The sequence below is a fragment of the Oligoflexus tunisiensis genome (assembly GCF_001748245.1).
Classification (GTDB): Bacteria; Bdellovibrionota_B; Oligoflexia; order Oligoflexales; family Oligoflexaceae; genus Oligoflexus; species Oligoflexus tunisiensis.
The window spans coordinates 2,980,672-3,004,286 of the sequence record NZ_BDFO01000001.1; the positions used below are offsets into that span (position 1 = coordinate 2,980,672).

At 54.5% G+C, this 23,615-nt stretch carries 24 protein-coding genes; 12 read left to right on the top strand and 12 right to left on the bottom strand.

The window, feature by feature from the left end; translation table 11 throughout:
• The first annotated feature begins 138 nt into the window (after positions 1-138).
• The 6 genes from OLTU_RS12740 (at position 139) to OLTU_RS12765 (ending at position 6,482) form a co-directional block, all read left to right on the top strand.
• Entirely contained in the window at positions 139-1,293 is a 1,155-nt protein-coding gene (locus OLTU_RS12740; protein WP_141733142.1) for a hypothetical protein, read from the top strand.
• A 123-nt stretch (positions 1,294-1,416) separates the two neighbouring features.
• Entirely contained in the window at positions 1,417-2,322 is a 906-nt protein-coding gene (locus OLTU_RS12745) for a pentapeptide repeat-containing protein (RefSeq protein ID WP_141733143.1), read from the top strand.
• A gap of 473 nt (positions 2,323-2,795) precedes the next feature.
• Entirely contained in the window at positions 2,796-3,605 is an 810-nt protein-coding gene (locus OLTU_RS12750) for a transporter substrate-binding domain-containing protein (protein ID WP_141733144.1), read from the top strand.
• Between the two features lie 6 nt (positions 3,606-3,611).
• A complete protein-coding gene (locus OLTU_RS12755) occupies positions 3,612-4,391 on the top strand; it encodes an amino acid ABC transporter permease (RefSeq protein WP_141733145.1) in 780 nt (259 codons plus the stop codon).
• A gap of 16 nt (positions 4,392-4,407) precedes the next feature.
• Positions 4,408-5,154 (top strand): amino acid ABC transporter ATP-binding protein, encoded by a 747-nt coding sequence (locus tag OLTU_RS12760; protein WP_141733146.1) that lies wholly within the window; start codon positions 4,408-4,410, stop codon positions 5,152-5,154.
• 14 nt (positions 5,155-5,168) lie between these two features.
• Positions 5,169-6,482, top strand: a complete 1,314-nt coding sequence (locus tag OLTU_RS12765; protein WP_141733147.1) for an aminopeptidase P family protein — start codon at positions 5,169-5,171, stop codon at positions 6,480-6,482.
• 14 nt (positions 6,483-6,496) lie between these two features.
• Here the strand turns inward: OLTU_RS12765 and hisIE are convergent, their stop codons facing one another.
• From hisIE to OLTU_RS12805, 8 genes are read right to left on the bottom strand one after another with little or no spacing between them, the layout of a single operon-like run.
• On the bottom strand, positions 6,497-7,102 hold the full coding sequence (gene hisIE / locus OLTU_RS12770; RefSeq protein ID WP_141733148.1) for a bifunctional phosphoribosyl-AMP cyclohydrolase/phosphoribosyl-ATP diphosphatase HisIE: 606 nt from the start codon (positions 7,100-7,102) through the stop codon (positions 6,497-6,499).
• On the bottom strand, positions 7,099-7,866 hold the full coding sequence (gene hisF, locus OLTU_RS12775; protein ID WP_141733149.1) for an imidazole glycerol phosphate synthase subunit HisF: 768 nt from the start codon (positions 7,864-7,866) through the stop codon (positions 7,099-7,101). Before hisF ends, hisIE begins: the two co-directional genes overlap by 4 nt.
• The gene (gene hisA, locus OLTU_RS12780) at positions 7,860-8,588 is read right to left on the bottom strand and encodes a 1-(5-phosphoribosyl)-5-[(5-phosphoribosylamino)methylideneamino]imidazole-4-carboxamide isomerase (RefSeq protein ID WP_141733150.1); all 729 of its coding nucleotides are present in this window, start codon (positions 8,586-8,588) and stop codon (positions 7,860-7,862) included. The genes hisF and hisA overlap by 7 nt, the downstream gene beginning before the upstream one ends.
• Entirely contained in the window at positions 8,585-9,169 is a 585-nt protein-coding gene (gene hisH / locus OLTU_RS12785) for an imidazole glycerol phosphate synthase subunit HisH (RefSeq protein ID WP_141733151.1), read from the bottom strand. The genes hisA and hisH overlap by 4 nt, the downstream gene beginning before the upstream one ends.
• On the bottom strand, positions 9,166-10,236 hold the full coding sequence (gene hisB, locus OLTU_RS12790; protein ID WP_141733152.1) for a bifunctional histidinol-phosphatase/imidazoleglycerol-phosphate dehydratase HisB: 1,071 nt from the start codon (positions 10,234-10,236) through the stop codon (positions 9,166-9,168). Before hisB ends, hisH begins: the two co-directional genes overlap by 4 nt.
• Positions 10,237-11,538 (bottom strand): histidinol dehydrogenase, encoded by a 1,302-nt coding sequence (gene hisD, locus OLTU_RS12795; protein WP_141733153.1) that lies wholly within the window; start codon positions 11,536-11,538, stop codon positions 10,237-10,239. It abuts the gene before it with no gap.
• 8 nt (positions 11,539-11,546) lie between these two features.
• Positions 11,547-12,434 carry an ATP phosphoribosyltransferase gene (gene hisG / locus OLTU_RS12800; RefSeq protein WP_141733154.1) on the bottom strand — a complete coding sequence of 296 codons (888 nt, stop codon included), beginning with the start codon at positions 12,432-12,434 and terminating at the stop codon, positions 11,547-11,549.
• Positions 12,427-12,765 carry a YerC/YecD family TrpR-related protein gene (locus tag OLTU_RS12805; RefSeq protein WP_218110007.1) on the bottom strand — a complete coding sequence of 113 codons (339 nt, stop codon included), beginning with the start codon at positions 12,763-12,765 and terminating at the stop codon, positions 12,427-12,429. The genes hisG and OLTU_RS12805 overlap by 8 nt, the downstream gene beginning before the upstream one ends.
• 293 nt (positions 12,766-13,058) lie before the next feature.
• Between OLTU_RS12805 and OLTU_RS12810 the strand changes: the two genes are divergently transcribed.
• The 4 genes from OLTU_RS12810 (at position 13,059) to rpsD (ending at position 16,131) form a co-directional block, all read left to right on the top strand.
• On the top strand, positions 13,059-13,289 hold the full coding sequence (locus tag OLTU_RS12810) for a hypothetical protein (RefSeq protein ID WP_141733155.1): 231 nt from the start codon (positions 13,059-13,061) through the stop codon (positions 13,287-13,289).
• 291 nt (positions 13,290-13,580) lie between these two features.
• On the top strand, positions 13,581-13,844 hold the full coding sequence (locus OLTU_RS12815; protein ID WP_141733156.1) for a hypothetical protein: 264 nt from the start codon (positions 13,581-13,583) through the stop codon (positions 13,842-13,844).
• 376 nt (positions 13,845-14,220) lie between these two features.
• Positions 14,221-15,366, top strand: a complete 1,146-nt coding sequence (locus OLTU_RS12820; RefSeq protein ID WP_141733157.1) for an ROK family transcriptional regulator — start codon at positions 14,221-14,223, stop codon at positions 15,364-15,366.
• Between the two features lie 153 nt (positions 15,367-15,519).
• Entirely contained in the window at positions 15,520-16,131 is a 612-nt protein-coding gene (gene rpsD / locus OLTU_RS12825) for a 30S ribosomal protein S4 (protein ID WP_141733158.1), read from the top strand.
• A 442-nt stretch (positions 16,132-16,573) separates the two neighbouring features.
• On the opposite strand, the gene OLTU_RS12830 is transcribed toward rpsD, so the two are convergent.
• Together OLTU_RS12830 and OLTU_RS12835 are read right to left on the bottom strand one after the other, a co-directional pair.
• On the bottom strand, positions 16,574-17,392 hold the full coding sequence (locus OLTU_RS12830; protein ID WP_141733159.1) for a CPBP family intramembrane glutamic endopeptidase: 819 nt from the start codon (positions 17,390-17,392) through the stop codon (positions 16,574-16,576).
• A 13-nt stretch (positions 17,393-17,405) separates the two neighbouring features.
• On the bottom strand, positions 17,406-18,089 hold the full coding sequence (locus tag OLTU_RS12835) for a hypothetical protein (RefSeq protein WP_141733160.1): 684 nt from the start codon (positions 18,087-18,089) through the stop codon (positions 17,406-17,408).
• A gap of 464 nt (positions 18,090-18,553) precedes the next feature.
• Here OLTU_RS12835 and OLTU_RS12840 point away from each other — a divergent pair, with 464 nt between their 5' ends.
• Positions 18,554-20,251, top strand: a complete 1,698-nt coding sequence (locus OLTU_RS12840) for a hypothetical protein (RefSeq protein ID WP_141733161.1) — start codon at positions 18,554-18,556, stop codon at positions 20,249-20,251.
• 49 nt (positions 20,252-20,300) lie between these two features.
• On the opposite strand, the gene OLTU_RS12845 is transcribed toward OLTU_RS12840, so the two are convergent.
• Together OLTU_RS12845 and OLTU_RS12850 are read right to left on the bottom strand one after the other, a co-directional pair.
• Positions 20,301-20,816: a hypothetical protein gene (locus tag OLTU_RS12845; protein WP_141733162.1), complete on the bottom strand. Its 516-nt coding sequence runs from the start codon at positions 20,814-20,816 to the stop codon at positions 20,301-20,303.
• A 16-nt stretch (positions 20,817-20,832) separates the two neighbouring features.
• Complete coding sequence (locus tag OLTU_RS12850) at positions 20,833-21,564, bottom strand: SCE4755 family polysaccharide monooxygenase-like protein (protein ID WP_141733163.1); 732 nt, start codon at positions 21,562-21,564, stop codon at positions 20,833-20,835.
• 123 nt (positions 21,565-21,687) lie between these two features.
• Here OLTU_RS12850 and OLTU_RS12855 point away from each other — a divergent pair, with 123 nt between their 5' ends.
• A complete protein-coding gene (locus OLTU_RS12855; protein ID WP_141733164.1) occupies positions 21,688-23,589 on the top strand; it encodes an aldolase/citrate lyase/malate synthase family protein in 1,902 nt (633 codons plus the stop codon).
• Positions 23,590-23,615 lie beyond the last annotated feature (26 nt).

Below are 23,615 nucleotides of genomic sequence, written 5' to 3' on the forward strand. Positions count from 1 at the left end.
TGGAAGGCTCCACCGCAGCAGCCCTTATGCAATAGATTGTCCAAAAGCCCTTGCTTCATCCTGCGCGGCTGGTCTTGCGGACACCAGACCCTTTGAATTAAAGGCCCTATGTTATAATGAAGGGCAGGGGGATCTGCGATGATGAAATCCGGTGATTACTGGACCGAAGCCGAAATCAATGCCAGCAAGCAGCGGATCAAAGACGAATTGGATCAAAGGCAAAACCTGGCGGGACCCGAGGCGCGGCAGCAGCTGATTCTCGACCGCCTGAAGGAATACGAAGGCAGTGAAAAGTCCGCGGAGCTTTTGGATCTTTTCGTTTATCTCGTCTCGGCCCTCGTGCATCACAGCCGTTTTCCATTTCTGACCCAAAGCCGCTATGAAAGGCTTCTGGAGCATGCCCGCACCATTCTGCAATCCCAGGGCATTCGCGAGGGACGGTCGCGGGTTTCGTTTCTGCATGGTGAACTGCATTTTATTCAAAGCCAGATCGAAAGGCAGGAAGGCCGCCACTGGACAGCCGCCTGGCATCAGTTCATGGGTTACCACGCAACCCGCGGCGAGCCGCCCGGGGGTGAGGGATTTCAGCAGCTTTCGCTCGGCAATCGGGCCATGCGTCTTGGGCACACGCGCCTCGCCCGGGGGTATTTGGAAAAGGCCGAAAGCCTTGTCACCGGTTCGCTGTTGGAGCGCTGCCGCCTGTCCCTTCTGATCTGCTTGCGCCTTCTGGGTGAGAAGGATCTGGCCACCGAACGTCTGGACCAGCTCACCAAAGCCACGGATCTCAGCGAGGAAACCCGGCGCGAACTGTCCTGGGAAAAAGCCCTGCACGATTTTGTAGCCACTCAGGATCTGGTCCCGCTCCTGATGCTCACTCGGAAAGGACAGTCCTGTTACCACACGAGTTACCTTGTGGAACTCTCCGTGCTGGCGATGGCCACCTCCTCCCGGCAGTGGCTGGAGCGCATACCGAAACTGGAAAACCTGCGGCGCCGCAAGGATCTCGAGGTGCCGCGGCAGGACCTGTTTTTGAACCTCGCCCGCACACTGCAGGAAGCCTATGACACCGAGCGCCCGATGAGCCAGCGCCTGCACAAGGTCGGGGAAAGCCTGAGCGCGGCCCAGGGACTCTTTAATGTGGAAAAGGAACTCCTCTACTGGGCGGCTGCGGCCCGCTGGCTTTTACGCTCCCGCAGCGATGACCTCGCAGCACTAGCTCAGGCAGAGTATGAATCGCGAAGTTTGCTTACCAGCGATGGTCGAACCCGGGATATCTTCCAGGTTTTCACTTAGGAAATCAGCCTATTCCTATAAATTCTTAAGAAAAGTCCCCATTCTTCCGAAAAACCCAGTCGAAGAACCACACACGTTCCGGGATCCCGCGAAGATTCTGGAGCTGGCAGGCAGGGGCACTTCATGCGACAGACTGGAAAATTCTGGCTTTTGGCCGGATTCATACTCTTCTCAAGCGCTTGCAGCCAATCCTCACTGCCTCGCAGCACCAATGATATTCAAACCATGGTGACCGGTGGTTCCACGGAAGCCAAATCCGATCGACCCACAGAAACCGGCGAAGGTTTGCCCGGTTATCTGATCGATCCTGCCAAACTCGCGATTGAATCCAAGGATAATATCTGGACCGTACGAGGCTCTGCCGGTGCGGTGCGTGATCCTGAGGGCAGGCCTGCGAGCGTCGGCATCCTCCTCGTCCGCGCTCCGAAAAAGACGGTGCGCATACGCCGCCAGGATCAGGACTGGCAGATTGATGGCAGCCGGGTCGCAGCCGTGCGTGCGGATGCCACGGGTGCCTTCCAAATTCAAGGACCAACCAGCATCGATGATCTTATATTTGTTAAAGTCGAGGATGCAGCCGGAGATCAAATTCAATACAAGGCCGGAGCCGCTAACAACGGCACCGTCTGGATTGAAGGCGGAACCGCGCGGACCCTGGACGCCAGCCGCGCATCGGAAATTGCGAACCAGGTGGAGACCGCTCAATTCCCGCCCAGTTCAGAAGAACTGGCTCGTCTGGTCGAGCAGGTGAAAACGACCCGCCAGTGCCGAAACTGCAATCTCGCGGGTGCTGACTTTTCGAATGCCGATATTTCCGGTTGCGATCTCTCGTATTCGAATCTGACGGGAGCGCGTTTTGTGCTGGGCAATCTGGTGAGCTGCAACTTTACCAGTTCCAATCTGACGAAGGTTGATTTTACTCAAGCTAATATGGCCAATTCCAATCTGACCCTGACTGACATTACGGGCGCCATTTTCTCGGGAGCTAATACCGAGGGTGTCGTTGGAGTGAAAATTCCTGAGCTGTAATCGGTGGTTGTCTCACTTGCTGCAATAATACAATGATTTTAGTTGATTATGATGTTTCTGTCGTTTGATCACACACAGAGTCGCATGTCGCGGGGGTGTTTGGTCAAAAGGCCAAAGATAACAGAGGGATGAAAGGAAAGATCCCGTTGGAATGCAGACCACGACGGGGTTACCAACAGCCGAAATCCTGATTAGTCCAAGTGAAGTTCGGAGGTTGTCTGCAGAAAACGCTGGTATGAGGAATGCAATATAGGGGGAGTGACCAAGCCCTGCAAGGTCAGATGTCTTAGGAGGTATCTGACACCCTTTCGCAGAGCTGACGATGTTCGACCTCCTATCGTTCGTGTGTGCCCTTTCATGATTCCCCGGAGTAACCCTTCGGGGAATTCCTTTTTGGGGCGAAAAAACCTTTTCTTTCAAACACGTGTCCGCTAAGTTCGGAACTTGTTTAAAGACTCCATGGAGAGGGATTGATGCGCCGCTATCTACTGAAAGCTATCTTGTGTCTATCGGTGTTGCTGGTCACGTCCGGGTCGCTGCAGGCGGGACCGGCTGTCGATCGGATCAAGAAGAGTGGAACGCTGAAGGTTGGCGTTGAGCCCGGCTTTCTGCCCTTTGAAATGCGCACCCCGAAGGATGAATGGGTGGGGTTCGATGTGGAGATGATGAAGGCCTTCGCCAAGTCCCTGGGGGTCAAGGTCCAGTTTACCAGCACGAAATGGGATGGCATCATTCCTGGTCTGATGGCGAGCAAGTACGACCTGATCGCGTCGGGCATGACCATCACCCCGGAACGGGCCAAAATCGTCCTCTTCAGCAAGCCCTACTATGATGCTGGCCTCAAGATCCTGATCGGGAAGAAACTCGAGGGTCAGGTGAAAAACCTCGCCGCGCTGGATAATGAAAAATATACGGTGCTGGTCAAGCTCGGAACCACGGGGGACATCTTTGCCACCAAAAATTTGAAGAAGGCCAAAATTCGCCGCATGGATAGTGAAGCGGACGCCGCGCAGTCGGTGGTCCTGGGCCGTGGCGATGCCTTTATTTATGACAAGCCCTTCATGGAAATCTATGAGAGCGGACACAAAGGCAAGGTCGTTCTCCTGCCGGATCTTCTCTCCACCGAAAGCTTTGGTCTCGCCGCTCGCAAAACGGATAAGGATTTAATCGAGGCCTTTAACAGCTTCCTTGATGCGTGGAAAGCCAACGGCGGCTATGATGCTGCCTTCAAGGCCATGTTCCAGGATCTGACCTGGAAAAAACAGTTCCCCAATCAATTCTGAGTTCCCATGCATCCACGCGCATTACCCTGGCTTTACACCCTGCTCAGCGTCGCGCTTCTTGCGCTGCTGGGCGGGATGCTCATTTACAGTTTCACCAGTCTGGAATACGACTGGGATTTCCGCTTTCTGCTCGATTACATCTGGGAACCGGAGTCCAATACTCCGGGTCTGATTCTGCAGGGCCTCTGGGGCACCTTCTATATCAGTTTCCTGTCGATCCTCTTCGGTACGGGCCTGGGCCTTGTCGTCGGGCTTTTGATGATCGGTCCCGAACCGATCGCCCGTCATGCCGCGACGCTCTTTGTAGATATCTTTCGCAACACCCCGGTCCTCGTGCAGCTTTATGTGATGTACTTTATCGTCGGCACCGCCTTCGACCTCAGCCCGGAAGTGGCAGGGGTCTTGACTCTGAGCCTTTTCTGTTCCGCGTACGTCGCCGATATTTTTCGCGCCAACGTTGTGGAATTCGAAAAGGGTCAGCTCGATGCGGCCAAGGCCATGGGCCTCAATCGCTGGCAGATTGCCAAGGCGGTCATGGCGCCTCAGATTCTGCGGCGCATGCTGCCCCCGCTGGTGGGACAGTTCGTCAGCCTCGTGAAGGACAGTTCCCTGGTTTCCGTGGTGTCGGTGGCCGACCTGACCAAATCCGCCATGAACGTGGTGTCGGTGAGTTTCCGCAGCTTTGAAACCTGGTTTGTCATCGCGGTGATCTACTGCGTGCTGAACTACAGTCTCAGCAGCTACGGACGCTATCTGGAAAAACGTTTGCGGGTCGGCACCCGATGAAAGGAAGACAGCCCCCATGGAAGCTTTGATTCGAATGCGCGGCGTGTCCAAGTCCTTCGTCGGCGCGCACGGCACGCATCATGTTTTACGGCAGCTCGATCTGGATGTGTTTCAGGGCGATCGCCTCTGCTTGATTGGACCTTCGGGCAGTGGCAAGTCCACCTGTCTGCGGGTGATCAATGCCCTGGAAACCATTGAGCAGGGCCACGTGGAAGTCTGCGGTCTGGACTACGAAACCAGCAAAATGCCGGTGCATCGCATCCGTCAGCATACGGCGATGGTGTTTCAGCGCTTTGAACTCTTTCCGCATCTCAGCATTCTGGACAATGTGTCGCTCGGTCCGCGGCTCGTGAAAAAAATGAGTCGTGCCGATGCCGCTGAGAAGGCGGTTGACCTTTTGAAAAGGGTGGGGCTCGGGGATCACATTCACAAGTATCCCGCGCAACTCTCCGGCGGTCAGCAGCAGCGGGTGAGTATCGCCCGGGCCCTGGCCATCGACCCGCGCGTTCTGCTGTGTGATGAGCCGACTTCGGCTCTGGATCCGGAGCTTGTGCATGAGGTGACCGACATCCTTCAGGATCTCGCCCAGCAGGGCATGACCATGCTGATCGTCACCCATGAAATGGCTTTTGCCCGTCGGGTGGCCACGCAATGCCTGTTCCTGGATCAGGGGCAGATCGTTGAGCGGGCCGCTCCGGAGGATTTTTTTGAACGTCCCAAAAATCCGCGCCTGCAGCAATTTTTGCAGGTGATCCGCGTTTAAGTGCAGGAGTTTCTATGAAAAGTGGAGCCCGTGTTCAATTTTCCCCGCAGAAGGTCGAGGCGCTGGTCGCACGACGCCAGCGGATCCTTCAGGCCTTGAACGGTGGACTGCTCCTGGCCGCGTCGCGTCCGGCCTTTCATAAATATGATGCCTCGTATTTTCGCTATCGTCAGGATCCGAATTTCTATTATCTGAGCGGTCTCTACACCGAGGACCAGGGCGTGGTGCTGCTCGCCTCTGGGGAAAAACCGCAGTCGATCCTGTTCGTCGAGAATCGCGATGACGCCACTGAAATCTGGAACGGTCCCATGATCGGCCTCGATGGAGCCGCGAAACTGGGCTTTGATCGCGTCTTTCCCATGGACGATCTGCCACGCGTTTTGCCCGAGCTGATGCAGAAGGCCACCATGCTCTATACGGACCGCCAGCATCATCCCGGGGTGGAACGCATCCTCAGCGACATCGTGTTTCGCCAAAGGATCGCCTTTGACGGTCTCGAAGTCCGGGATTTCTGGGGTTTCCTCGGTGATTTCCGGTTGATTAAGGATGATTTCGAAATCGAACTCATGCAAACCGCCAATCGCATTTCATCCGCCGCACACAGGCGCTGCATGCAGGATGCGCGCGCGGGCCTGTCGGAACTGGAGCTGCAGGCCCGGCTTGAACTCGAAATGAAAAAGGGGGGCTCACCCTTTACCGCCTACCACAGCATCGTCGCGAGCGGCAGCAATACCTGCTGTCTGCATTACAATGTGAACAACTGCGCGCTGGAATCCGGGGACCTCGTCCTGATCGATGCGGGCTGCGCCTATGAAGGTTACGCCTCCGATATCACACGCACCTGGCCCGTGGATGGGCGTTTTACGGCGGATCAGCGTTTAATCTATGAGCTGGTCCTGCGCACGCAAAAGTCCATTATCGAAATGGTGCGACCCGGCGTGAGAATTCCGGATCTGCAGGAAGCCACCATCAAACTTCTGACCCAAGGGTTGATTGAACACGGCGTGATCAAACTGAGTTACGAGGAAGCGCGGACCAACGATACCTTCAAGGCCTGGTACCCGCACGGTGTATCGCATTATCTTGGCCTGAATGTTCATGATGCCGGCCGCTATGTGGTCGAAGGCCAGCGCCGTCCTCTGGAGCCCGGCATGGTCATTACCGTGGAGCCTGGGATCTACATTCAGCCGGGTTGCCCTTATGCGGACAGCCGCTGGCATGGCATCGGGGTGCGGATCGAGGATGATATCCTCGTGACCGCGCAAGGGTATCGGAATCTGACCGACTGCCCGAAGGAAGTGGCTGAGCTGGAGGCTCTGCGTTCCTGAGGCCGCGCGGGCCATTATTCCCCGTGCCGCTGCTTCAGCACTTTCACGGCGTCGGCCAGCTGCAGGCCGCGGCCTTTCAGAAGCACGGTGAGGTGGTAGAGAAGATCCGCCGCCTCACTGAGAAGTTCGGCATTGCCGGGCGTCATGGCCGCGAGCGCGACCTCGACGCCTTCCTCTCCCACTTTCTGTGCCATGCGCTGGATGCCGTCCTCGAAGAGACGGGTCGTGTAGGATCCCGCCGGTCGTTCTTCATAACGGTGGTCCACCACGCTTTGCAGCTGATTCAAAAAATTCACGGATGGCGTTTTCGGACCAAAGCAGGTGTCGCTACCGGTGTGGCAGGTCGGGCCGATGGGTTCCACCCTGACCAGAAGAGTGTCCTGATCGCAGTCCAGGACCAGGTTTTTCAGGCGAAGGAAATGCCCGGATGTTTCCCCTTTGGTCCAAAGCTCCTGCCTAGTCCGGCTGTAAAACGTCACCAGGCCCGTATCGATTGTGATTTGCAGAGCGTCCGGCGACATATAGCCGAGCATGAGAACGCTATCGTCGCCGACATCCTGAACAATGGCAGGAATGAGTCCCGCACATTTTTCCCAGTCTATGCTTTTTGTGTCGATCATAATCGTATCTCCAAACCTGCTGTTTGCAGATAAGCTTTAAGTTCCGGAATCGTGACTTCCCCGCGATGGAAAATTCCCGCGGCCAGGGCCGCATCCACGCGTGCCTTGGTGAAGGCTTCCAGAAAATCCTGAGGCCGACCGGCCCCACCGGACGCGACCAGAGGCACGCGACAGAGATCACGGGCGGCCTGAAGCTGACGGATATCATATCCAGCCCGCGTTCCATCCGCGGCCATACAGTTCAGAACAATTTCACCGGCGCCACGATCCTGAACCTCGCGGATCCAGTCGAGCGTTTTCCTTCCGGCGCTTTGTGCGGTTTTTTCACTGCCGGTGAATTTCCAGATCCTATAGTCCCCATCCTGTTCAATGGAGTCGATGCCGATCACCACACACTGGCTTCCGAACTCATCCGCCAGCGCGTTGATCAGCGAGGGATTTTCGATGGCCGGTGAATTGATGGAAACCTTGTCCGCACCGGAATGCAAAACACGGCGGGCGTCCTCCACACTGCGAATGCCACCGGCCACGCAGAACGGAATATCGATGACGCGTGCGGTGTCCTCGATCCAGCGGGTCGCGACCGTGCGTCCCTCGGCGCTGGCGGTGATATCATAAAACACCAGCTCATCCGCACCGGCATCCCGATAGCGCCGGGCCAGATCCAGGATATCGCCGAGGACGACGTGATCCTTGAATTTCACACCTTTGACGACCTTGCCATCACGCACATCCAGACAGGGAATGATTCGATGGGCTAGCATTGCAACGCCTCCTCAAGGGCGATGGCCCCTTCATAAAGCGCCTTGCCGATAATCGCACCACCGATGCCATCGGCCTTCAGTTGCCGGATATCATCCAGCTGATGCATGCCGCCTGAGGCGAGGATGCAAAGCTGCGGGTACTGGCGCTGCAGGGTTTGATAAAGACCAAAGTTGGGGCCGCGCATCATGCCATCGCGCTTGATATCCGTGCAGAGAACCTGCTGAAGCCCCATGCCGACATATGTATCGAGGACTTCATGCGCGGATATCGACGCCAGCTGTTGCCAGCCGTGAGTTGCCACCCGTGGTTCACCCGCTTCATCCAGCAGAACATCCAGGCCGAGGGTGATATGTTCGCCGCCAAAGGATTCCAGAATCCTTTTGGTCCGGCTTGGATCCTGAATGGCGAGACTGCCGATGACCACCCGATCCACCCCGGCTTCCAGAAGCGCCTGCACATGCTCCAGGCTACGCACGCCCCCGCCGACCTGGAGTTTCAGAGGCACCCTGGCGGCCAGGTTCTGCAGCAGATCGCGCTGCATTGGACGCCCTTCCCGGGCTCCATCCAGATCGACGACATGGAGGTAACGGGCGCCGCTCTGCGCAAAGTCCTGGGCGGCTTCGAACGGCGATTTTTCATAGGTGGTGCGATCCTCAAAACGCCCTTGGGCGAGACGCACGACCTGTCCATTCATAAGGTCGATGGCGGGATAGATCTTCATAGCGTTAGAAAGTTCCTTAAAATCAAGGAACCCACAGCCCCGGATCGTTCCGGGTGAAACTGAGTTCCAAAAAAGTTGTCCTGCGACACCAGAGCCGGAATCGTTTCCCCGTAGTGGCAGCTGGCGCGGGTGGCGGCATTCATGGGTGCCCGGAAGGAATGCACAAAGTACACCCGACATCCCGGTTGCAGGTCCTTCAGAAGCGGCGTCGGCTGCTCCCAGTCCAGACTGTTCCAGCCCATATGCGGCAGACTCAATCCGTATTCACGAATGCGCGAGACACGGCCGGGCAAAATGCCAAGACAGGGAATGTCCCCTTCCTCGGTAAACTCATAAAGAATTTGCATGCCGAGACAGATCCCCAGCACCGGCTGCTTCAGCTGCTTGATCACCTGAATGAGTTGCAGGTCCTGCAGACTCTTCATGGACGCCTGCGCATGGCCCACGCCGGGCAGGATCACATGATCCGCAGCCTCGATTACGCCGGCATCGGTGGTCAATTCATAGGCATGGTCCAGGCGTTCGACGGCATTGGCAACGGAACGCAGATTGGCCACTCCGGTATTGATGATCGCTATCATAAAAGACCCTTGGTCGATGGCAGATCCGTACCCGACTTTTTCACAGCCTCGCGCAGACTGCGGGCAAAAGCCTTGAAAATACCTTCTGCAATGTGATGATCGTTCTGCCCCCGGGCCCGGATATGCAGGTTCGCGCCCAGGGTTTCGGCCAGTGAACGGAAAAAATGCGGGATCATCTCGGTGCTGAGTTCGCCGATTTTCTCCCGCTGAAAATCCGCTTCAAAAACACTGTAAGGACGCCCGCCGAGGTCCAAAAGCACCTGTGCCTCGGCCTCATCCATCGGCAGCGCAAAACCGTAGCGTTGAATGCCGCGTTTGTCACCCAGGGCCTGCTTCAAAGCCTGGCCCAGGGCAAGCCCGATATCCTCGATGCTGTGGTGATCATCAATGACCAGATCACCCTCGCAGGTGATTTGCAGGCTGATCCCGGCATGACGGGCGATCTGATCGAGCATGTGATCGAAAAAGCCAACGCCGGTTTTCACCGTCACAGGTTGAGCCTGGTCCAGATTCACGGCTACCTGGATTTTTGTTTCCTTGGTCGCGCGCTGAACATTCGCCTTGCGATCCGCCAGCAGCAGTTCATCGGCGATCTGCGCCCAGGTCAGTCCCTCACCAAAAGGCGAAAGAATGCGGACCCCACGGATGCCCATATTGTGCGCCAGTTCCATATCGGTTTCGCGATCCCCTATCACGGCGGAGGCCGCGCGATTCCAATCAGTGCGCTGCAGCCAGGGGAGCACGAGGCCCACGCGGGGTTTGCGGCAGGCACAGCCGTCCTCGCGGAAATGCGGGCACACGAGTATGGCTTCAAAGCAAATACCCTGGCTCTCCAGAAGATCGAGGATAAAATTCTGGCAGATTTCAAAGTTCGCCTGCGGAAAAGAGTCTGTGCCCAAACCATCCTGATTGGTGATCATGACGAAGGCATAGCCCGCCTCCTTGAAACGCAAAAGTGCCGGAATCACTCCCGGCACAAGGCGGATCTTGTCGAGCCGATCCACCTGAAAATCATCCGGCTCAAGGTTCAGCGTTCCATCACGGTCGAGAAAAAGAATCTTTTGCATTCACGCGTCCTCCGGTCGCAGGCGCACGCTCACAGCGAGTCGGTGGGCTTCCAGTCCTTCCAGGCGAGCCAGATGCTCGACGGCAGGGCCGATCGCGGCGAGTCCCTCGCGCGAAAGATGCTGGAAGCTGATCTGTTTCAGAAAGGATTCCAGCGACAGGCCGCTCCAGGCGCGGGCATGACCATAGGTGGGCAGCACGTGATTGGTGCCGCTCGCATAGTCACCGGCGGATTCCGGGGAATAGGCGCCGAGAAACACCGACCCGGCATTCCGCAGGCGTCGGGCCCAGACCTCCGGTTCGTTGATTTGCAGAATCAGATGTTCGGGAGCGTAGTCATCGGAAATCTGCAGGGCGGTTTCCATATCCTTGACGACAAAGCAGCGGCTGTTGGCCAGGGCTTCGGCCGCAGTATCCCGTCGGGGGAGCCTTGGCAAAAGACGATCGATGGCGGCGAGACAGGCCGTGGCCATCCTTTCACTGGTGCTGATGAGGATCACCTGGGAATCGGGTCCATGCTCCGCCTGGGATAAAAGATCGGCGGCCACAAACAGGGGATTGGCATCATCATCAGCGATCACCAGGACTTCGGAAGGACCGGCCGGCATATCGATGGCGGCGCCTTCAGGATGGGCGGCCACCTGCTGTTTGGCCTCCGTTACCCAGGCATTGCCGGGCCCGAATATTTTATCCACCTTGGGAATGGTACGCGTGCCAAAGGCCATGGCGCCGATGGCCTGAGCGCCTCCGACCCGATACACCTGATCGATGCCGCAAAGGGCAGCCGTGGCGAGAACGATCGAATCAATTTCACCGTGTGGCTGCGGCGGCGAGCAAAGGACCCGCACAGGATTTTCAGCGATCAGCGAAGGCACACCGAGCATCAGAACCGTGGAGGGCAGGGGAGCGGAACCGCCTGGAATATAAAATCCCACGCGTTCGATCGGTCGCGTCTCCCGGAAACAACGGATGCCCGGCAGCGTCGGCACTTCAATGCGTCGCGGCAGCTGCTGCCGGTGAAAGCGTTCGATGTTATCACGGGCGGTTTCCAAAGCCTGGCGTGTGGCTTTATCCAGTCGCTCCAGGGCTTCCTGAACTTTCGGTGGTGGGACCCGCAGGTTTTCCAAGTCAACCTTATCAAACCGAGCCGTCATCTCGAAGAGAGCCGGGTCACCACGCTCCCGCACGTCATGCAGAATATCGCGGGTCCGGCTTTGCAGATCCGCCGAGGAAGAGGATGCCGGCCGCTTCAAGAGCAGCCTTTGTTCATCCCGGGTCAGTTGATGCCATGTGTGGATACGCATAACCGCCCTCATTCAATAATTTTTTCAATGGGCAGCACCAGAATGGAACTGGCGCCCGCTTCCTTCAATTTCTCGATGGTTTCCCAGAACACATATTCCTTGGCCACCGCGTGGATCGCGACCTTGTTGTCGTCATACATCAGCGGCATTACGGTTGGCTTTTCCATGCCGGGGATCAGCTGCGAAATCCGGTAAATCGCCTCTTTCGGAGCATTCATCATAATGTATTTGGCGTTCTTCGCTCTGCCGAGTCCATCGAATCGGGCCATCAGACGGGCAATCAGCTGCTCCTGATCGTGACTCAGCTGCAGACGCGGACGCACGAGCACGGCTTCGCTTTCCAAAAGGACGGTGGTTTCCCGCAGACCATTGGATTCAAGAGTCGCTCCGGTGGAGACGAGATCACAGATCGCGTCCGCGACATCAATCGAAGGGGCCACTTCCACCGAACCGGTGATCTGCACCACGCTGGCTTTGATGCCGTTGTCATCGAGAAAGCGTTTCAGAATGTTGGGATAGGAGGTCGCTATGCGTTTGCCGCTATAGGTGCTGAGTCCTTCGTAGGACACGGTTTTCGGCAGGGCCAGGGACAGGCGGCAATGACCGAAGCCCAGGGAGCGAATGATCTGGACATCGCTTTCCCCTTGGCTGACGCGACCCAGTTTTTCCTCCAGCACGTTCAAGCCGCAGATGCCGAGCTGGGAAACCTGATTGCTGACAAAGCCGGGGATATCATCGTCCCGCACCAGCATCAGGTCGATCGGCTGTTCCTTGGCCCGCACGATGAGACGATCGGTGCGAGCTTCGAAGGTAATGCCGGCCTGGGCCAGGAGGTCGCGACATTTGTCGCTGAGGCGGCCGGACTTCTGAATCGCGATTCGTAACTGCTTACTCACTGGGCTCTCCCTCTTGGCGTTGCAGGACCATCCGGTACCCGCCGGTGCCGTAAGTCAGGGAGCGAGCCACGCGGGTAATGGTCGCGGTGCTCACTCCGGTTTTCTCATTGATCACACGATACGAGAGGCCCTGGTCGAGAAGTTTGGCGACCCGCCAGCGATCGGCCATGGAACGCAATTCCGCCGGTGTGCACAGGTCCTCGAAGAAGCGGCTGAACTCATCCGCATTGCGGATGGACCCTAAGGCCGCGTAAAGTTCAGTTAAATAGCGTTCGTCCCAGTGATCGGGGTCTTTGCCACTTTGGATGCGGGCGGCGTCTCGTTCGGACATTTTAGGCTCTCCTGGCGCGGAAGTGTTTTAGCCTGCTAAAACGCTAATGTGATAACATATCATAAAAACGGGCTCAAGGTCTTTTGTTTGGCCAAAAAAGCGTGCTTTTTCACCTTGCTATCGCCTGGCGTCTTGGTTATGTTACTGCGCTGAGCTGTAGCTCTGTCACACATGGCAGGGCTCAAGCGGCGGACCAGGGCCCAATTTTGATTCGGTCTGCAGCGAGCAAAGGTTGTATGGTTACCCAAAGCGAGGTTAAACTCGCTGTTCACTATTAAGAGGTAGTCTCACGTATGAAAAAGCTTCTCGTTGTTCTTGGCCTTTCGGCTATTGCAATGGCCGGCAAATGCGGTTCTTCCAGCACTGAAGAGAAATCCCAGGACGCTACGAAGACTCAAGAAGAGTTCCCTGTAAAAGAAGAAACCCCAGTTCCTGCTGAGGAAGTTCCTTCTTACGAACAACAGGAAGAGGCAACCCCTGCTCCTGCCGAAACTCCTGCTCCTGAAGCTGGCAAGACTCCTTAATGCACCTGGGGTGTGCGCTCATTTGTCTCGGGGAAACTGGAGTCAAGTGTGAGCACGCCCTCAGTCCCTGTCCCCCCCTCTTATCTTCCGAAATCTTTCTTTTCAAACTTCAGGAAATCTTCCAGCCTCTGAAAATCGCAGCGGAAAAAAATGCTTGACCGCATTGTGCGCAGGATAATTTTTTGCTTGTCATCGTTAAGTCTTCTGAATATAGATGCCAGCTGGAAAAGCTGAGGTTTTTGAATAAGGTAAGGCCCCTGGCCGCCTGTTGGCTGACTGGAGTGGGGAAGTATGACAACGCAAGTAGTAAACGCAGAGACCGAAAATCAGGCTGTGGAATCGTCTGATTCCTTCAGCGAGCAGTACTTTCGCAAATTGATCGGTCGCATGCAAAAAACCGTGGCTAAAGTTCGTCGGATCGATCTCCCTGAGCTGCTGGAGCTGGCCTGGGTGGATGGAATGCTCGATCCCTTTGCCGAGCGTCTTTTACGGTCGCGTCCGGATCTGAAGGACGACATCAACCAGATCACAGGTGAGCTCCGCGCTGCGGATTAATGGCTCTCTCAACGGCGTCCGGCCCTGGTTTCAGGGCTGGGGCTCCCTCCCTTCTTTCGTTTTTTCTCCCGCAAGACATGGTCCCACGACGGCTCCGACGCCGGCACATCCCGATTTGCATTTGCACATGCCGGGGTTAGGGCAATTATCAGACGAACCCACGAATTTCAACCGCGAATTTTACCGCCGGTAAGGTTTGCCGCTAATGATTTTCCCTGCGATTACACTACGTTCAGACTACGGCTTTATTGACTTGTAAATACCGTCTGTCCTGGATTACAAGGTTGAATCTTTCCGGGTAACGCCCAACTACACCGGGCTCAAAGCCATATGCATCAAGGTATTTGAGGGATAACTCGATTTCGCAGGAGAAGGTATGGAAACAGTCGATGCGGCCCACATGCGGGCCATGAACTGCAGCATTCTGCTTAAGCTCATTTGGAAACATCATCGGATCTCACGAGCTGAAATCTCGCGCATCACCCGGATGAGCCGCTCGACTGTTTCCGCCATCGTTACAGAACTCCTGGAGCGGGGTCTTGTGACCGAGACCGGCATCGGCCCCTCCAATGGTGGCCGCCGGCCCATGATGCTGGCCTTTCAGGAGGATGCGTTTTCGATAATTGGGTTTCAGATCAGTGCCCATTCCGTCTCGGCCGCCACTCTCAATTTGAACGGCGTTGTGCGGCGTTGGGCGACCCAGCCCTGTAAGGTTCTGGAACAACCTGCCGAGGCCCTGGCGCTTGTGCACACGATGATCGAGGAGGCGGCGGCGCAGGCATTCCGTGAGAACATGCCCTTGATTGGTGTGGCGCTCGCTCATCCGACTGTCCAGGAGATGGAATTTGCCAGCTGGGAAAACCTGCTGCGGGAGCGACTCACGATACCGGTTTATTTGGATTCGGACGCTCACTTCGGGGCGCTGGCGGAACTCTGGTGGAATCAGGAATCCGAGCCGCGGCATGTGGGTTATTTTCAGCTGAGTGAAACCCTGGGATTTGGCCTGCTGATTCGCGATGAACAGAAGAGTTACGGTGTCAGCGGACAGCTGGGCAAACTCCTTCACGAGACTGAAGCGAAAATTCAAAGCCTGCATGAACGCATCGGTGAAAAGGCAGCCCGGCCGCGTAAATTGAGTGAGATCTTTGAAGCGGCCGCGGCCGGTGATGTCAGCGCGGAAGAATGGATCAACGCGGCGGCTGAGCCTCTGGCGTTAACGCTCTACAATGCGCAGACACTTTTGCAACTCGACCGCATGGTGATCGGCGGTCTGTGGCGCAGCCAGACCTCGCGCCTTAAAACGCTGGTCGCGCAGCTTGAGGCCATCCATGGGCAGGCCGGTGCGGTGCCCGTGAATGAGTGGCTCGTGCCCAGCTTCCGCGGGGACCAGCAGGTCGCGCTCGGTGGCGGCACCCGGGTTTTGGAGCGCATGCTGGAGGATCTGAGCCTCTTCCCTGCCAAAACAAACAGGGGCCGGGCGCGCGATTATAGCGGAGAGGATCCTTTCCTTACCCTGGATTGATAAGAGCGTCCTTTCCTCGTGTCATGGCGGCGTAGCAGCCGCCTCTTCCCGCCTGCAAAAGCTTGCCAAGCCTATATTTTCATTGATCCTGGGCGTCAAATCGTGTAATTCTCGCCACCGTTGACGAGAAACCGATGTATTTTTGAGGTTAGAATGGCTCGTTTTAAAGGCCCCCGTTTAAAAATCATGCGCTCACTGGGCGTACAATTGCCTGGTCTGTCCCGTAAGAAGTGGGACGAGCGTAAAGCTTATCCCCCTGGAATGCACCAAGGCCGCCATCGCAAGAAGGTGAGCGTTTACGGTACCCAGCTGCGTGAAAAGCAAAAACTGCGCTTCAACTACGGCCTCGGCGAAAAACAACTTCGTCGTTTCGTGGACATGAGCTTCCAGATGCGCGGTAATCCTGGCGAAAACCTCCTTCAGTTCCTTGAGCGTCGCCTGGACAACTTCGTCTTCCGTGCTGGTTTTGCATCGACCATCCCAGCTGCCCGTCAGCTGATCGTTCACGGCCATATCAAAGTTGATGGCAAGCGCGTGAACAAGCCTTCCTTCCTGATGAAGAAAGGCCACAAAGTGAGCCTTCATGAGAAGGCTGCCAAGTTCAATCACGTTCAGGCTTCCCTGGAGCAACTCGCTCTGGTCCGCCCTGAGTGGATCGGGTTTGATGAAGGCAACAAGGACGCCACCGTGGTGAGTCTGCCGAATCGTGATTCTGTGCCTTTCCCGATTGAGATTGGTCAGGTGATCGAATTTTACTCGAAATAATCCCTGCGATTGTTTCGATACAAAAACCCCGAATGGCGGAAGCTGTTCGGGGTTTTTGTTGGGCTGGGCTTCGCCCGGAATGATAGCGGCGGGCCCTTTGGGGCCCTTGGTACATTTGGGAGAGGCGCTGTGAATGTATATTGATCGTCTCCACATACAAATTCCGACACCGATCGTCGTATCCTGCGCACTTTAAGATAATGGAGAGGAATCCCCTATTCAGGCCGCCCGTCGCGCCAGGACCCGGATTCTCGATACGGGATTTCAGTCAGGGGATATTTTTGTCTCGACGACCGGGAATGTCGGCATTCAGCAAGTTGGAATTATCCGAAGTATCGACTCTTTCACCAAACCCATTATTTTCGAGATTGAGCTTATTAACGGCAGGCTTATAACGGTAAAGGAGAATGAAATGCACCCAGCGGTTTAGTCTGGGGTTAATCTAAAGACCTTTGCCCCCTGCAGCTGCGCTGATCAGCGCGTGGTCGCGGTTGTGAGAATAGGCGTTCGGTTTTCTCGTGAGCCACAGCGTCGGCGGGAGCACGACCAGTGCGACGAAGGCTGAGCCGAAGATGACCGTGTCTGCAATTTGTGTGTTGTTGTCCGCGAACAATCCAACCATATTCACTAGAAAGTGGACCAGGATCGCCGCGGTGAGACCACTTCTCAGGAACGCGATCCCGCATCCGATGCCGATGGCAAATGTCGGTGCGAGGTGGAAGAGGCCAACCTCGGGCACGCCACCAAGGATTGGAACGATTGCATGTTGCATCGCGAAGAGCAGACTCGAGAGGAGAAGCGCCCACCCGGGAGACATCAGCATTAGCAACGCTCCGAGTATTATCCATCGAGAGGAAACCTCTTCCGCTGAAACGGAAGCTGCCATCTCTGCGAGTTTCTCGGGGACAGTCCGTGGGGACGGGACCTCCGCCGCCCTGGGTTGCGGCACAGGATCTGCATAGGAGGCTCTGTACGTTTTCCCGAAAATCTGCACCTGCGCCGATTGAATGCCGACATTCGCGCAGATGGTAGTGAATACTATACTGATGGTTATAACGAGCTCGCGAAATCTGAAAAGCGGTCGCGTGCCACCAACTCTATTTTGTAGCAGCGTCTTCGACAATGCGAGTGCCGCCACGGCCCAGAGACAAAGCTCCGCCAGCTGGGCGCCAACCCCGTCGACCCACCCCAGTTTAAATCGAGTGAAAAGAACGACTGCTATCAGCGCCATCGTTCCGGTGACAACGCACGCGTACCGCATTTCGGCTCCCTACTTATCTTCCGTCAATTCTGTCTAGTTGGTAGAACAAGTCGGCCTCGGTTTCGAAAACAATGGTGAAAGTTTGGTCGTCGATCACCTTTGGATACCAACCTCTTGCGTTTGCGTCGTAGTGCTTCGGATTGTAGGCAGGTTCGACCACCGCTAACGTCAGCGCCCACCGCTCTACGCCATCCGTCGGGTCCGTAAAGAGTTCGAATTTTTGCATTGTACAATTCAACTCTTTCGGATTTAGAGGGCCTGACGGAACGCAATCTTCAATTTCCAGCGTTTCCTTCCGGCCATCCGGATGTTCTACCGTTTGTTTAACCTTGAGTCGACCACCGTTATCGAACAACTGTCGGAACGTTAGACCGAGCTCGCGGTAAAGGGAGTCGTTGTTGGACTTGCCATCAGTCGCCTTGTCGTACTCGTTTTTTTCGGCCTCTTTCTTTTCTTCTTTCTTACTTTTTTGCTTCGCCGCTTTTGTGATAGCGGCTTTGAGTGCAGCCTCTTTCAGCGAGGCTGCGCCACTAGGACCCGATGCGCCCACCCAGCCGGCAAGCATACCAAGTCCTCCCGGCAATGGAGTGGTGCAGCACTCGTTCGGTGCCGTGACTTCCATATGCTCTTCCTCATGAGCGATGGCGACAGAACCAATTGACATTGACAAAGCTGACACAAAGATTAACTTTCTCATTAATACCTCATTGTGTGTTTATTGGAAGTATTGCAAGGCAAAGTTTGCGGGCTCTTATAACCCTCGAAGAGTGACCGAAAAAGCGCCCGCGTGGCAGATGGGTAACTTCTTCGTTCTCAGACGGGTTAAATAAACTTAACTCAGTTCAGGGCCTTACCAGGTTGGGTCGTAGCGTCGACGCAGAGACCGTGCGCGTGGGCGGGAGCAGAAAGCGTTGCGCACTTCGATAAAGGAGCGAAAAGTTGACGAGCGGCCCCACCAGAGATGTTGACCCATTAAGAGCGCCGAAGCCCGCATGTGACGTAAGTTTCTATTTATGTTTGGTTTAATCAGCCGATTTATCATCATAACGAGGATGACCCCGATTATTAGCAGATTGTGCCCACGGCTTCTCGTTCCCACAGCAAAAGCGTTAAGATGGAAAAGCCAAAGTAGTCTGTTGCATCTCATCCAAGGTCTGAATAATGACAAAAGCGCTCCAAAAAGCGATAATGGGCCTACTACTGGCCACTCATCTTTTTAATTCTTCACAAGTTCATGCCCAGGATATACCTGTCGAAGGAGCTTCCTTCTTTGACCATATGCAAAATATCATAGGAACAAACTATGATGGCAAGCCTTTGCCTCAAAAACCTCACCCCTTTGAGGCCTTGCTCAAGAAGCTTAACCAACACTCCTCCTTTTTTACGTCTGTCGTTCCCTTCGGGCGATCCCTGCAAAAGATGGCTGCCTACCCCCAGTCCCTCAAGTTTCCTCGGGTTTTGGTCGCAACCAGTGAACTCAGCAAGAGCATGAACACCCACTTTCGGGGGCGGCTCTTTATCGCTTATGTGGAAGCAACCAAAAAACTGGAAGTTATCAGCTTCAACCCCATGATGGGTCGTTATGAGTTCCAAATTGTCGATAACTTTTATCCAGGTGGAAAAGCTCAAGCCCGTTACGTGCCTCGTTCGCTCTGCCTGCGTTGCCATCAGGGAGGCACTCCCATCTTTGCCGGAGGCGAGTGGCTTGAAACAACAGCGTTTAATTCGGAGCTGCAGAAATTGTCCATAGCTGCTATTGGCAGCAAAGAATACTTTGGAATCCCTCTCACTCGTGATGACCCCTCATCGAAATACGAACTTCTTCCAAGGCCAGAGAATTTTGAAGATATGGTTCGGTTCGGAGCCTTATTGGTTGGTTATCAAAAAGCCTGGCAGGATATCTGCTCTTTGACCAGGCATAAGCTTGAATGTAAGAAGAAACTCATTCGGTGGATGCTTGTCACAAATCTATACGACAAGCTCTCATTGGAACCCGACCTCGAATTACTACGTGGCTTTGTCTCGGTGTTGGGTGATGGCACGATCGATTTGGCCTCTGAAAAGTTGCCCGATCATAATCCCGTAGTCAAAGGACAGCTGTCCTATCATATGCCTCCAGAAATGGATCCCAGTCTGCCCCGCGAGCGTATGAAAATCATCATGCCTTCCAAAAGCGATCCCTTGGGACTTCAGTTCTACAAATTCCACATTCTTGTAAAAGGCATGGGGCAAAGCTTTTTTACAGAGAAAGACTTCGATCACTTTCGCTCCTTGCTCGGTGGGAAACCCGAGCCGCGTTCGGCACCGCAAAGGGACACCGCCAGAACTTGTCTACCGGATCCAGCTGATCTTCTTCAGAGTTTGAATTCAAAAGGAGACAGCAAGCAACACATGCAACTGAATTGTTTTCCAAAAGACAAATGGCTTCGCTTCGCAAAGGCTATTGACGCCTTGCCCTTGACGCAGAATGATCCGCTTTCGAGAGAGAGCATTCTCCAGGCACTTGATAAAAAATTAGGAACTCAATACGCGGCGAGCCTCTGCTGTCAAACAAACCTTGCCTTGGCCGCAAAGAAAGAGATAGAGAAGAAAATTTTCCTCGATCCTTCTTCCATTAAAGATCAAAGACTGCAGTCCTTTCTTAAATTCTGCAGTGAATGCCATCTTTACCAGGATTTACCCCCACCATTCTTGGCAGGCGAAAACGAAGCCCAGGTGCTGGAAAATATCAAAAAAAGGGCGGATCTTATTCAATTTAGACTTCAGAACAAGCAAATGCCTCCTCATTTTGCACGCCACCAATTGAGCGAAAAAGAACGACAGGATTTATTGCAAGACCTTAAAAACATCTCAAAATAAAAAAGCGGCACTGGAATGCCGCTTGATGAAATTTCGAATTCAATCCGGACTAGGGACAAATGACTGGCGAGTGGCTGGAATTTCCCACCGCATTGACCGCAACAATTGTAAAGCAGTAGGATATCGGCGTTGTGACCGTGGAACCTAAAGCTGCCTTGATCTCGTCACTGCTGACGACCACGGAATATTTTTCGCCATTCTTTTGCAGGTCAGCGATAGGGTAGTTCTTTATTTGAACGGGAACATCCAACTTTCCCGGAAATCGTGGGTTTCGATCGGGAGGCACAACAAATACCTTGTAAGAGACTATAGCGGCATCAGCAGAAACATCCCAGGTCATTGTATAGTTTGCGGCAGGTGCCGCGGGAGTGTTACCCGTGTTGGTTGCTGGCGCGCCAGGTTTCTTGTCTTCAGGTGCTGCATCGTCTGCTTTACTGGCTTGCGGTGCAGTCGCGCCTGTGGCCGCACCCCGGCTGTCTTGAATCCCTTCGGGCTGGCAGGCGTGAACCAGGGCAGCCATAAATAGCGTCAAAGAAAGGCCGACTGCAGTTTTAGTTAAATTCATTTTCTGCGCTCCCTTCTTATTTTGTTACAGCAAAGCCGCTTGGCTGAGCTGGAGCTGGAGCGTTAGCAGGTGTGATGATGACGTCGACGCATGACTTATAATGCAGGGTCCCGCCCATATCCTGCACAAACTGGATCGTGCAATCGGTGCATGGGGTATTGGGAACCGTAAACTGGAACTGACCTTTATTGGGGACAGCCCCTACGGCCGTATTGTCATCAGTTTGAGCGGGTGCCAGAGTAGTAAAATTCACCTGGCCTGTTTGAGAAAAATTCAGCTGAAATGTTCCAACATGGCCAATGGTCTCCTCGAATTCCGCTGTCACCGTTTCACCAACGACGAGAACGACTGGATTCGCGCTCCGGGTGATAGCGGGACCACATGGCGATGCAGCGTCGCCTTTATTGCCATCACTGGAATTTCGCGGAATGAGTCGAGGAATCGTGTTGCCAGCGGCTGTTACACTGAGGCGGGCGTGTCCGAAGCTCAATGATGGTAACAAAAGGTTCGCGCTTGCAAATACGGCAAGCCATGGCTTATAGTTCAAAGGCAATCCCCCCGGTGTTCGAATTGAAAAGGCACCGATTCCTCTTCGGTCAGTTTCATGGAAATCAAAAGTAAAAAATTTATCCAGCGGATAACACTGATGAATCTTTCCAGAAGGTTCGACCTGCGCCCAGGCTTGCTCCCCACTGAAACCTTGAAATTTGATAACCCTGCCGGAGGAGGATTTCCTGGGGCGACTCATGAGGGTCGACTCAAATATCCGTGCGAATCGGACAAAAAAGCGCCAAGTCTGCGAAAATGTGGCGACAGAGTAAAAGTTTTGCTACCTTAGAACAAATTTTCCTCCTAAAAAGGGGTTATCGACATGAGCCATGGAAAACCAGCCGCTTCCTTGATTATCCGCTCGAAGCTCGATCAGGAGTATCACTTCATCATCAGCCCCGAAGCTCTTGGCGCTATCCAATCCCTTTATCCACTCGATGTAGGTCGGAAACTGCTGATGGAACAACGTCTCGAAAGAAGACGAGAACGTTTTACCCAACGCAAAAGCCTAGGCTTTCTCGATCCCAACGATGTGATTGAAGGCACCAAGATAAAAGTCCAAGATGCTCGGGTTGGGAAATTTGTGGGTTCAGCCATTCCCCATGACTTGAAGCGGCAGTGGATTCAAGGCACCGGCCCAGCTACGAAACCCCATGCTGATCTGCAATCGAGCTTAAGAAATGTGGCTTATGCACTGCTGTCAGGCGCAGATGGCTGGATGTTTGATGGAGAGGACGCCTTGGGACAGATCGAAACCATGTCCCTCGATAATCAACGCAATTTAAAATTGGCTATCGCTAAAGATCCACTTTTCATGAAGGTGGCTGCGGATGTCGCACAGGAAATGAATCGCTGGGCTCAAGGTTTTTTTGCTCGCGATATCATCCAGGACTGGCAGACGCAATTGGATTATACCACAAGGATCTTTCGTCCACGCGGCCTGCATCTCGACGATCGGCATTTCACATGGGGTGACGGTTCGGAAGTCGGTGCTTCCTTGGTCGACCTTTGTCTCTATGTCGTGAACAATTATGCCAACCTCCAGCAGCAGAATCGTTCCATCGTCCTCTATCTGCCAAAAATTCAAAGAGCCGCGGAAGCGGCCTACTGGAATAAAATTCTCAATGCACTGGAGGATCATCTCAAGCTGAAGCGCGGTGCACTCAAAGTTTATGTCCTGGTCGAGCAATTGGAAGCAGCCTTTCAATTGATGGAAATACGCGCCGCACTCGGACCACACTTTGTGGGCTTTAATACCGGACGCTGGGATTACATCAATAGCGTGGCCGATGCCATGGCCTGGGATCAAAATTTTGTTAATCCCAATATCGAAGCTATCACCATGACCTATAGCTATATGCGGGAATATGAAGATCGTGTCCGACGTTGTGTGAACACACCGGACATCGAAGGACATTGCGCGCTTTGGCAAGGTGGTATGGAGCCCAATATTCCCGTCGGCACGGAATCGGCGGTTAAAAACGCTATGGTCCGGGCTGTCGCGGGGGCTCAACGCGAGCACGATGCGGGTGCGAGCGGCAAGTGGGTCGCCCATTGGAAAATGGTGCATATCGCCCGTGAAGTTTGGCAGAAAGTTGGCAAAGATAACCAATTGGGGCGCTCGTTTCCACGTCTCGGCTATGGTGCTGAGGACGCCGCCCGACTCACAGCCTTGGAGCCCGCCCCGCGAACCGTTAATGGTGCTCGCGGTCTGCTCAGTATCGCCCTACAATATGGCAACGCTTTCCTCACCGGCCATCAAGCGGCGGCCTTAAAAGCGGCCGATTATTTCGGTGATGCCAGCGTGCTTTATCTGATGGAAGATATGGCCACAGGAGAGATTCGCGCCAGCATTCTTTGGGAGTGGCTGCACAAGGGCGCCAGGCTCACCGAGGATGATAAGCGCAGTGGCGCCCGTAAAGGCGATACTTTCAGCCAGGAGCTTTGGAAGAAACTCTTGACCGAAGAATACGATAAGCTCCTCAAAGCCAACCCCAAAGACGTGCATGAGGACTCCAAAACAAAAACGCTGCCTATCGTCCGCGAGATCATGCAGGCCCTGGTCCTCTCGCCCATCAAAGCCCCCTGGTATGTTGATTTGCTCAATCTGAATATCGGTAACCATGATCTGGAGGAAGCGAAAAAAAGAATCCAGCTGTATTTCAATGAATTGGATCAGAGCAATACCAGGATCACTCGGAACGTCGATTTTCATAAAGTCTAGACTTCGTACCTAAGGCTGCCACCAAT

Bases quoted from the DNA above. Each gene is read 5' to 3' on its own strand.
- OLTU_RS12740 (WP_141733142.1), top strand. From the start codon at position 139: ATGATGAAATCCGGTGATTACTGGACCGAAGCCGAAATCAATGCCAGC.
- OLTU_RS12745 (WP_141733143.1), top strand. From the start codon at position 1,417: ATGCGACAGACTGGAAAATTCTGGCTTTTGGCCGGATTCATACTCTTC.
- OLTU_RS12750 (WP_141733144.1), top strand. From the start codon at position 2,796: ATGCGCCGCTATCTACTGAAAGCTATCTTGTGTCTATCGGTGTTGCTG.
- OLTU_RS12755 (WP_141733145.1), top strand. From the start codon at position 3,612: ATGCATCCACGCGCATTACCCTGGCTTTACACCCTGCTCAGCGTCGCG.
- OLTU_RS12760 (WP_141733146.1), top strand. From the start codon at position 4,408: ATGGAAGCTTTGATTCGAATGCGCGGCGTGTCCAAGTCCTTCGTCGGC.
- OLTU_RS12765 (WP_141733147.1), top strand. From the start codon at position 5,169: ATGAAAAGTGGAGCCCGTGTTCAATTTTCCCCGCAGAAGGTCGAGGCG.
- hisIE (WP_141733148.1), bottom strand. From the start codon at position 7,102: ATGATCGACACAAAAAGCATAGACTGGGAAAAATGTGCGGGACTCATT.
- hisF (WP_141733149.1), bottom strand. From the start codon at position 7,866: ATGCTAGCCCATCGAATCATTCCCTGTCTGGATGTGCGTGATGGCAAG.
- hisA (WP_141733150.1), bottom strand. From the start codon at position 8,588: ATGAAGATCTATCCCGCCATCGACCTTATGAATGGACAGGTCGTGCGT.
- hisH (WP_141733151.1), bottom strand. From the start codon at position 9,169: ATGATAGCGATCATCAATACCGGAGTGGCCAATCTGCGTTCCGTTGCC.
- hisB (WP_141733152.1), bottom strand. From the start codon at position 10,236: ATGCAAAAGATTCTTTTTCTCGACCGTGATGGAACGCTGAACCTTGAG.
- hisD (WP_141733153.1), bottom strand. From the start codon at position 11,538: ATGCGTATCCACACATGGCATCAACTGACCCGGGATGAACAAAGGCTG.
- OLTU_RS12805 (WP_218110007.1), bottom strand. From the start codon at position 12,765: ATGTCCGAACGAGACGCCGCCCGCATCCAAAGTGGCAAAGACCCCGAT.
- OLTU_RS12810 (WP_141733155.1), top strand. From the start codon at position 13,059: ATGAAAAAGCTTCTCGTTGTTCTTGGCCTTTCGGCTATTGCAATGGCC.
- OLTU_RS12815 (WP_141733156.1), top strand. From the start codon at position 13,581: ATGACAACGCAAGTAGTAAACGCAGAGACCGAAAATCAGGCTGTGGAA.
- OLTU_RS12820 (WP_141733157.1), top strand. From the start codon at position 14,221: ATGGAAACAGTCGATGCGGCCCACATGCGGGCCATGAACTGCAGCATT.
- rpsD (WP_141733158.1), top strand. From the start codon at position 15,520: ATGGCTCGTTTTAAAGGCCCCCGTTTAAAAATCATGCGCTCACTGGGC.
- OLTU_RS12830 (WP_141733159.1), bottom strand. From the start codon at position 17,392: ATGCGGTACGCGTGCGTTGTCACCGGAACGATGGCGCTGATAGCAGTC.
- OLTU_RS12835 (WP_141733160.1), bottom strand. From the start codon at position 18,089: ATGAGAAAGTTAATCTTTGTGTCAGCTTTGTCAATGTCAATTGGTTCT.
- OLTU_RS12840 (WP_141733161.1), top strand. From the start codon at position 18,554: ATGACAAAAGCGCTCCAAAAAGCGATAATGGGCCTACTACTGGCCACT.
- OLTU_RS12845 (WP_141733162.1), bottom strand. From the start codon at position 20,816: ATGAATTTAACTAAAACTGCAGTCGGCCTTTCTTTGACGCTATTTATG.
- OLTU_RS12850 (WP_141733163.1), bottom strand. From the start codon at position 21,564: ATGAGTCGCCCCAGGAAATCCTCCTCCGGCAGGGTTATCAAATTTCAA.
- OLTU_RS12855 (WP_141733164.1), top strand. From the start codon at position 21,688: ATGAGCCATGGAAAACCAGCCGCTTCCTTGATTATCCGCTCGAAGCTC.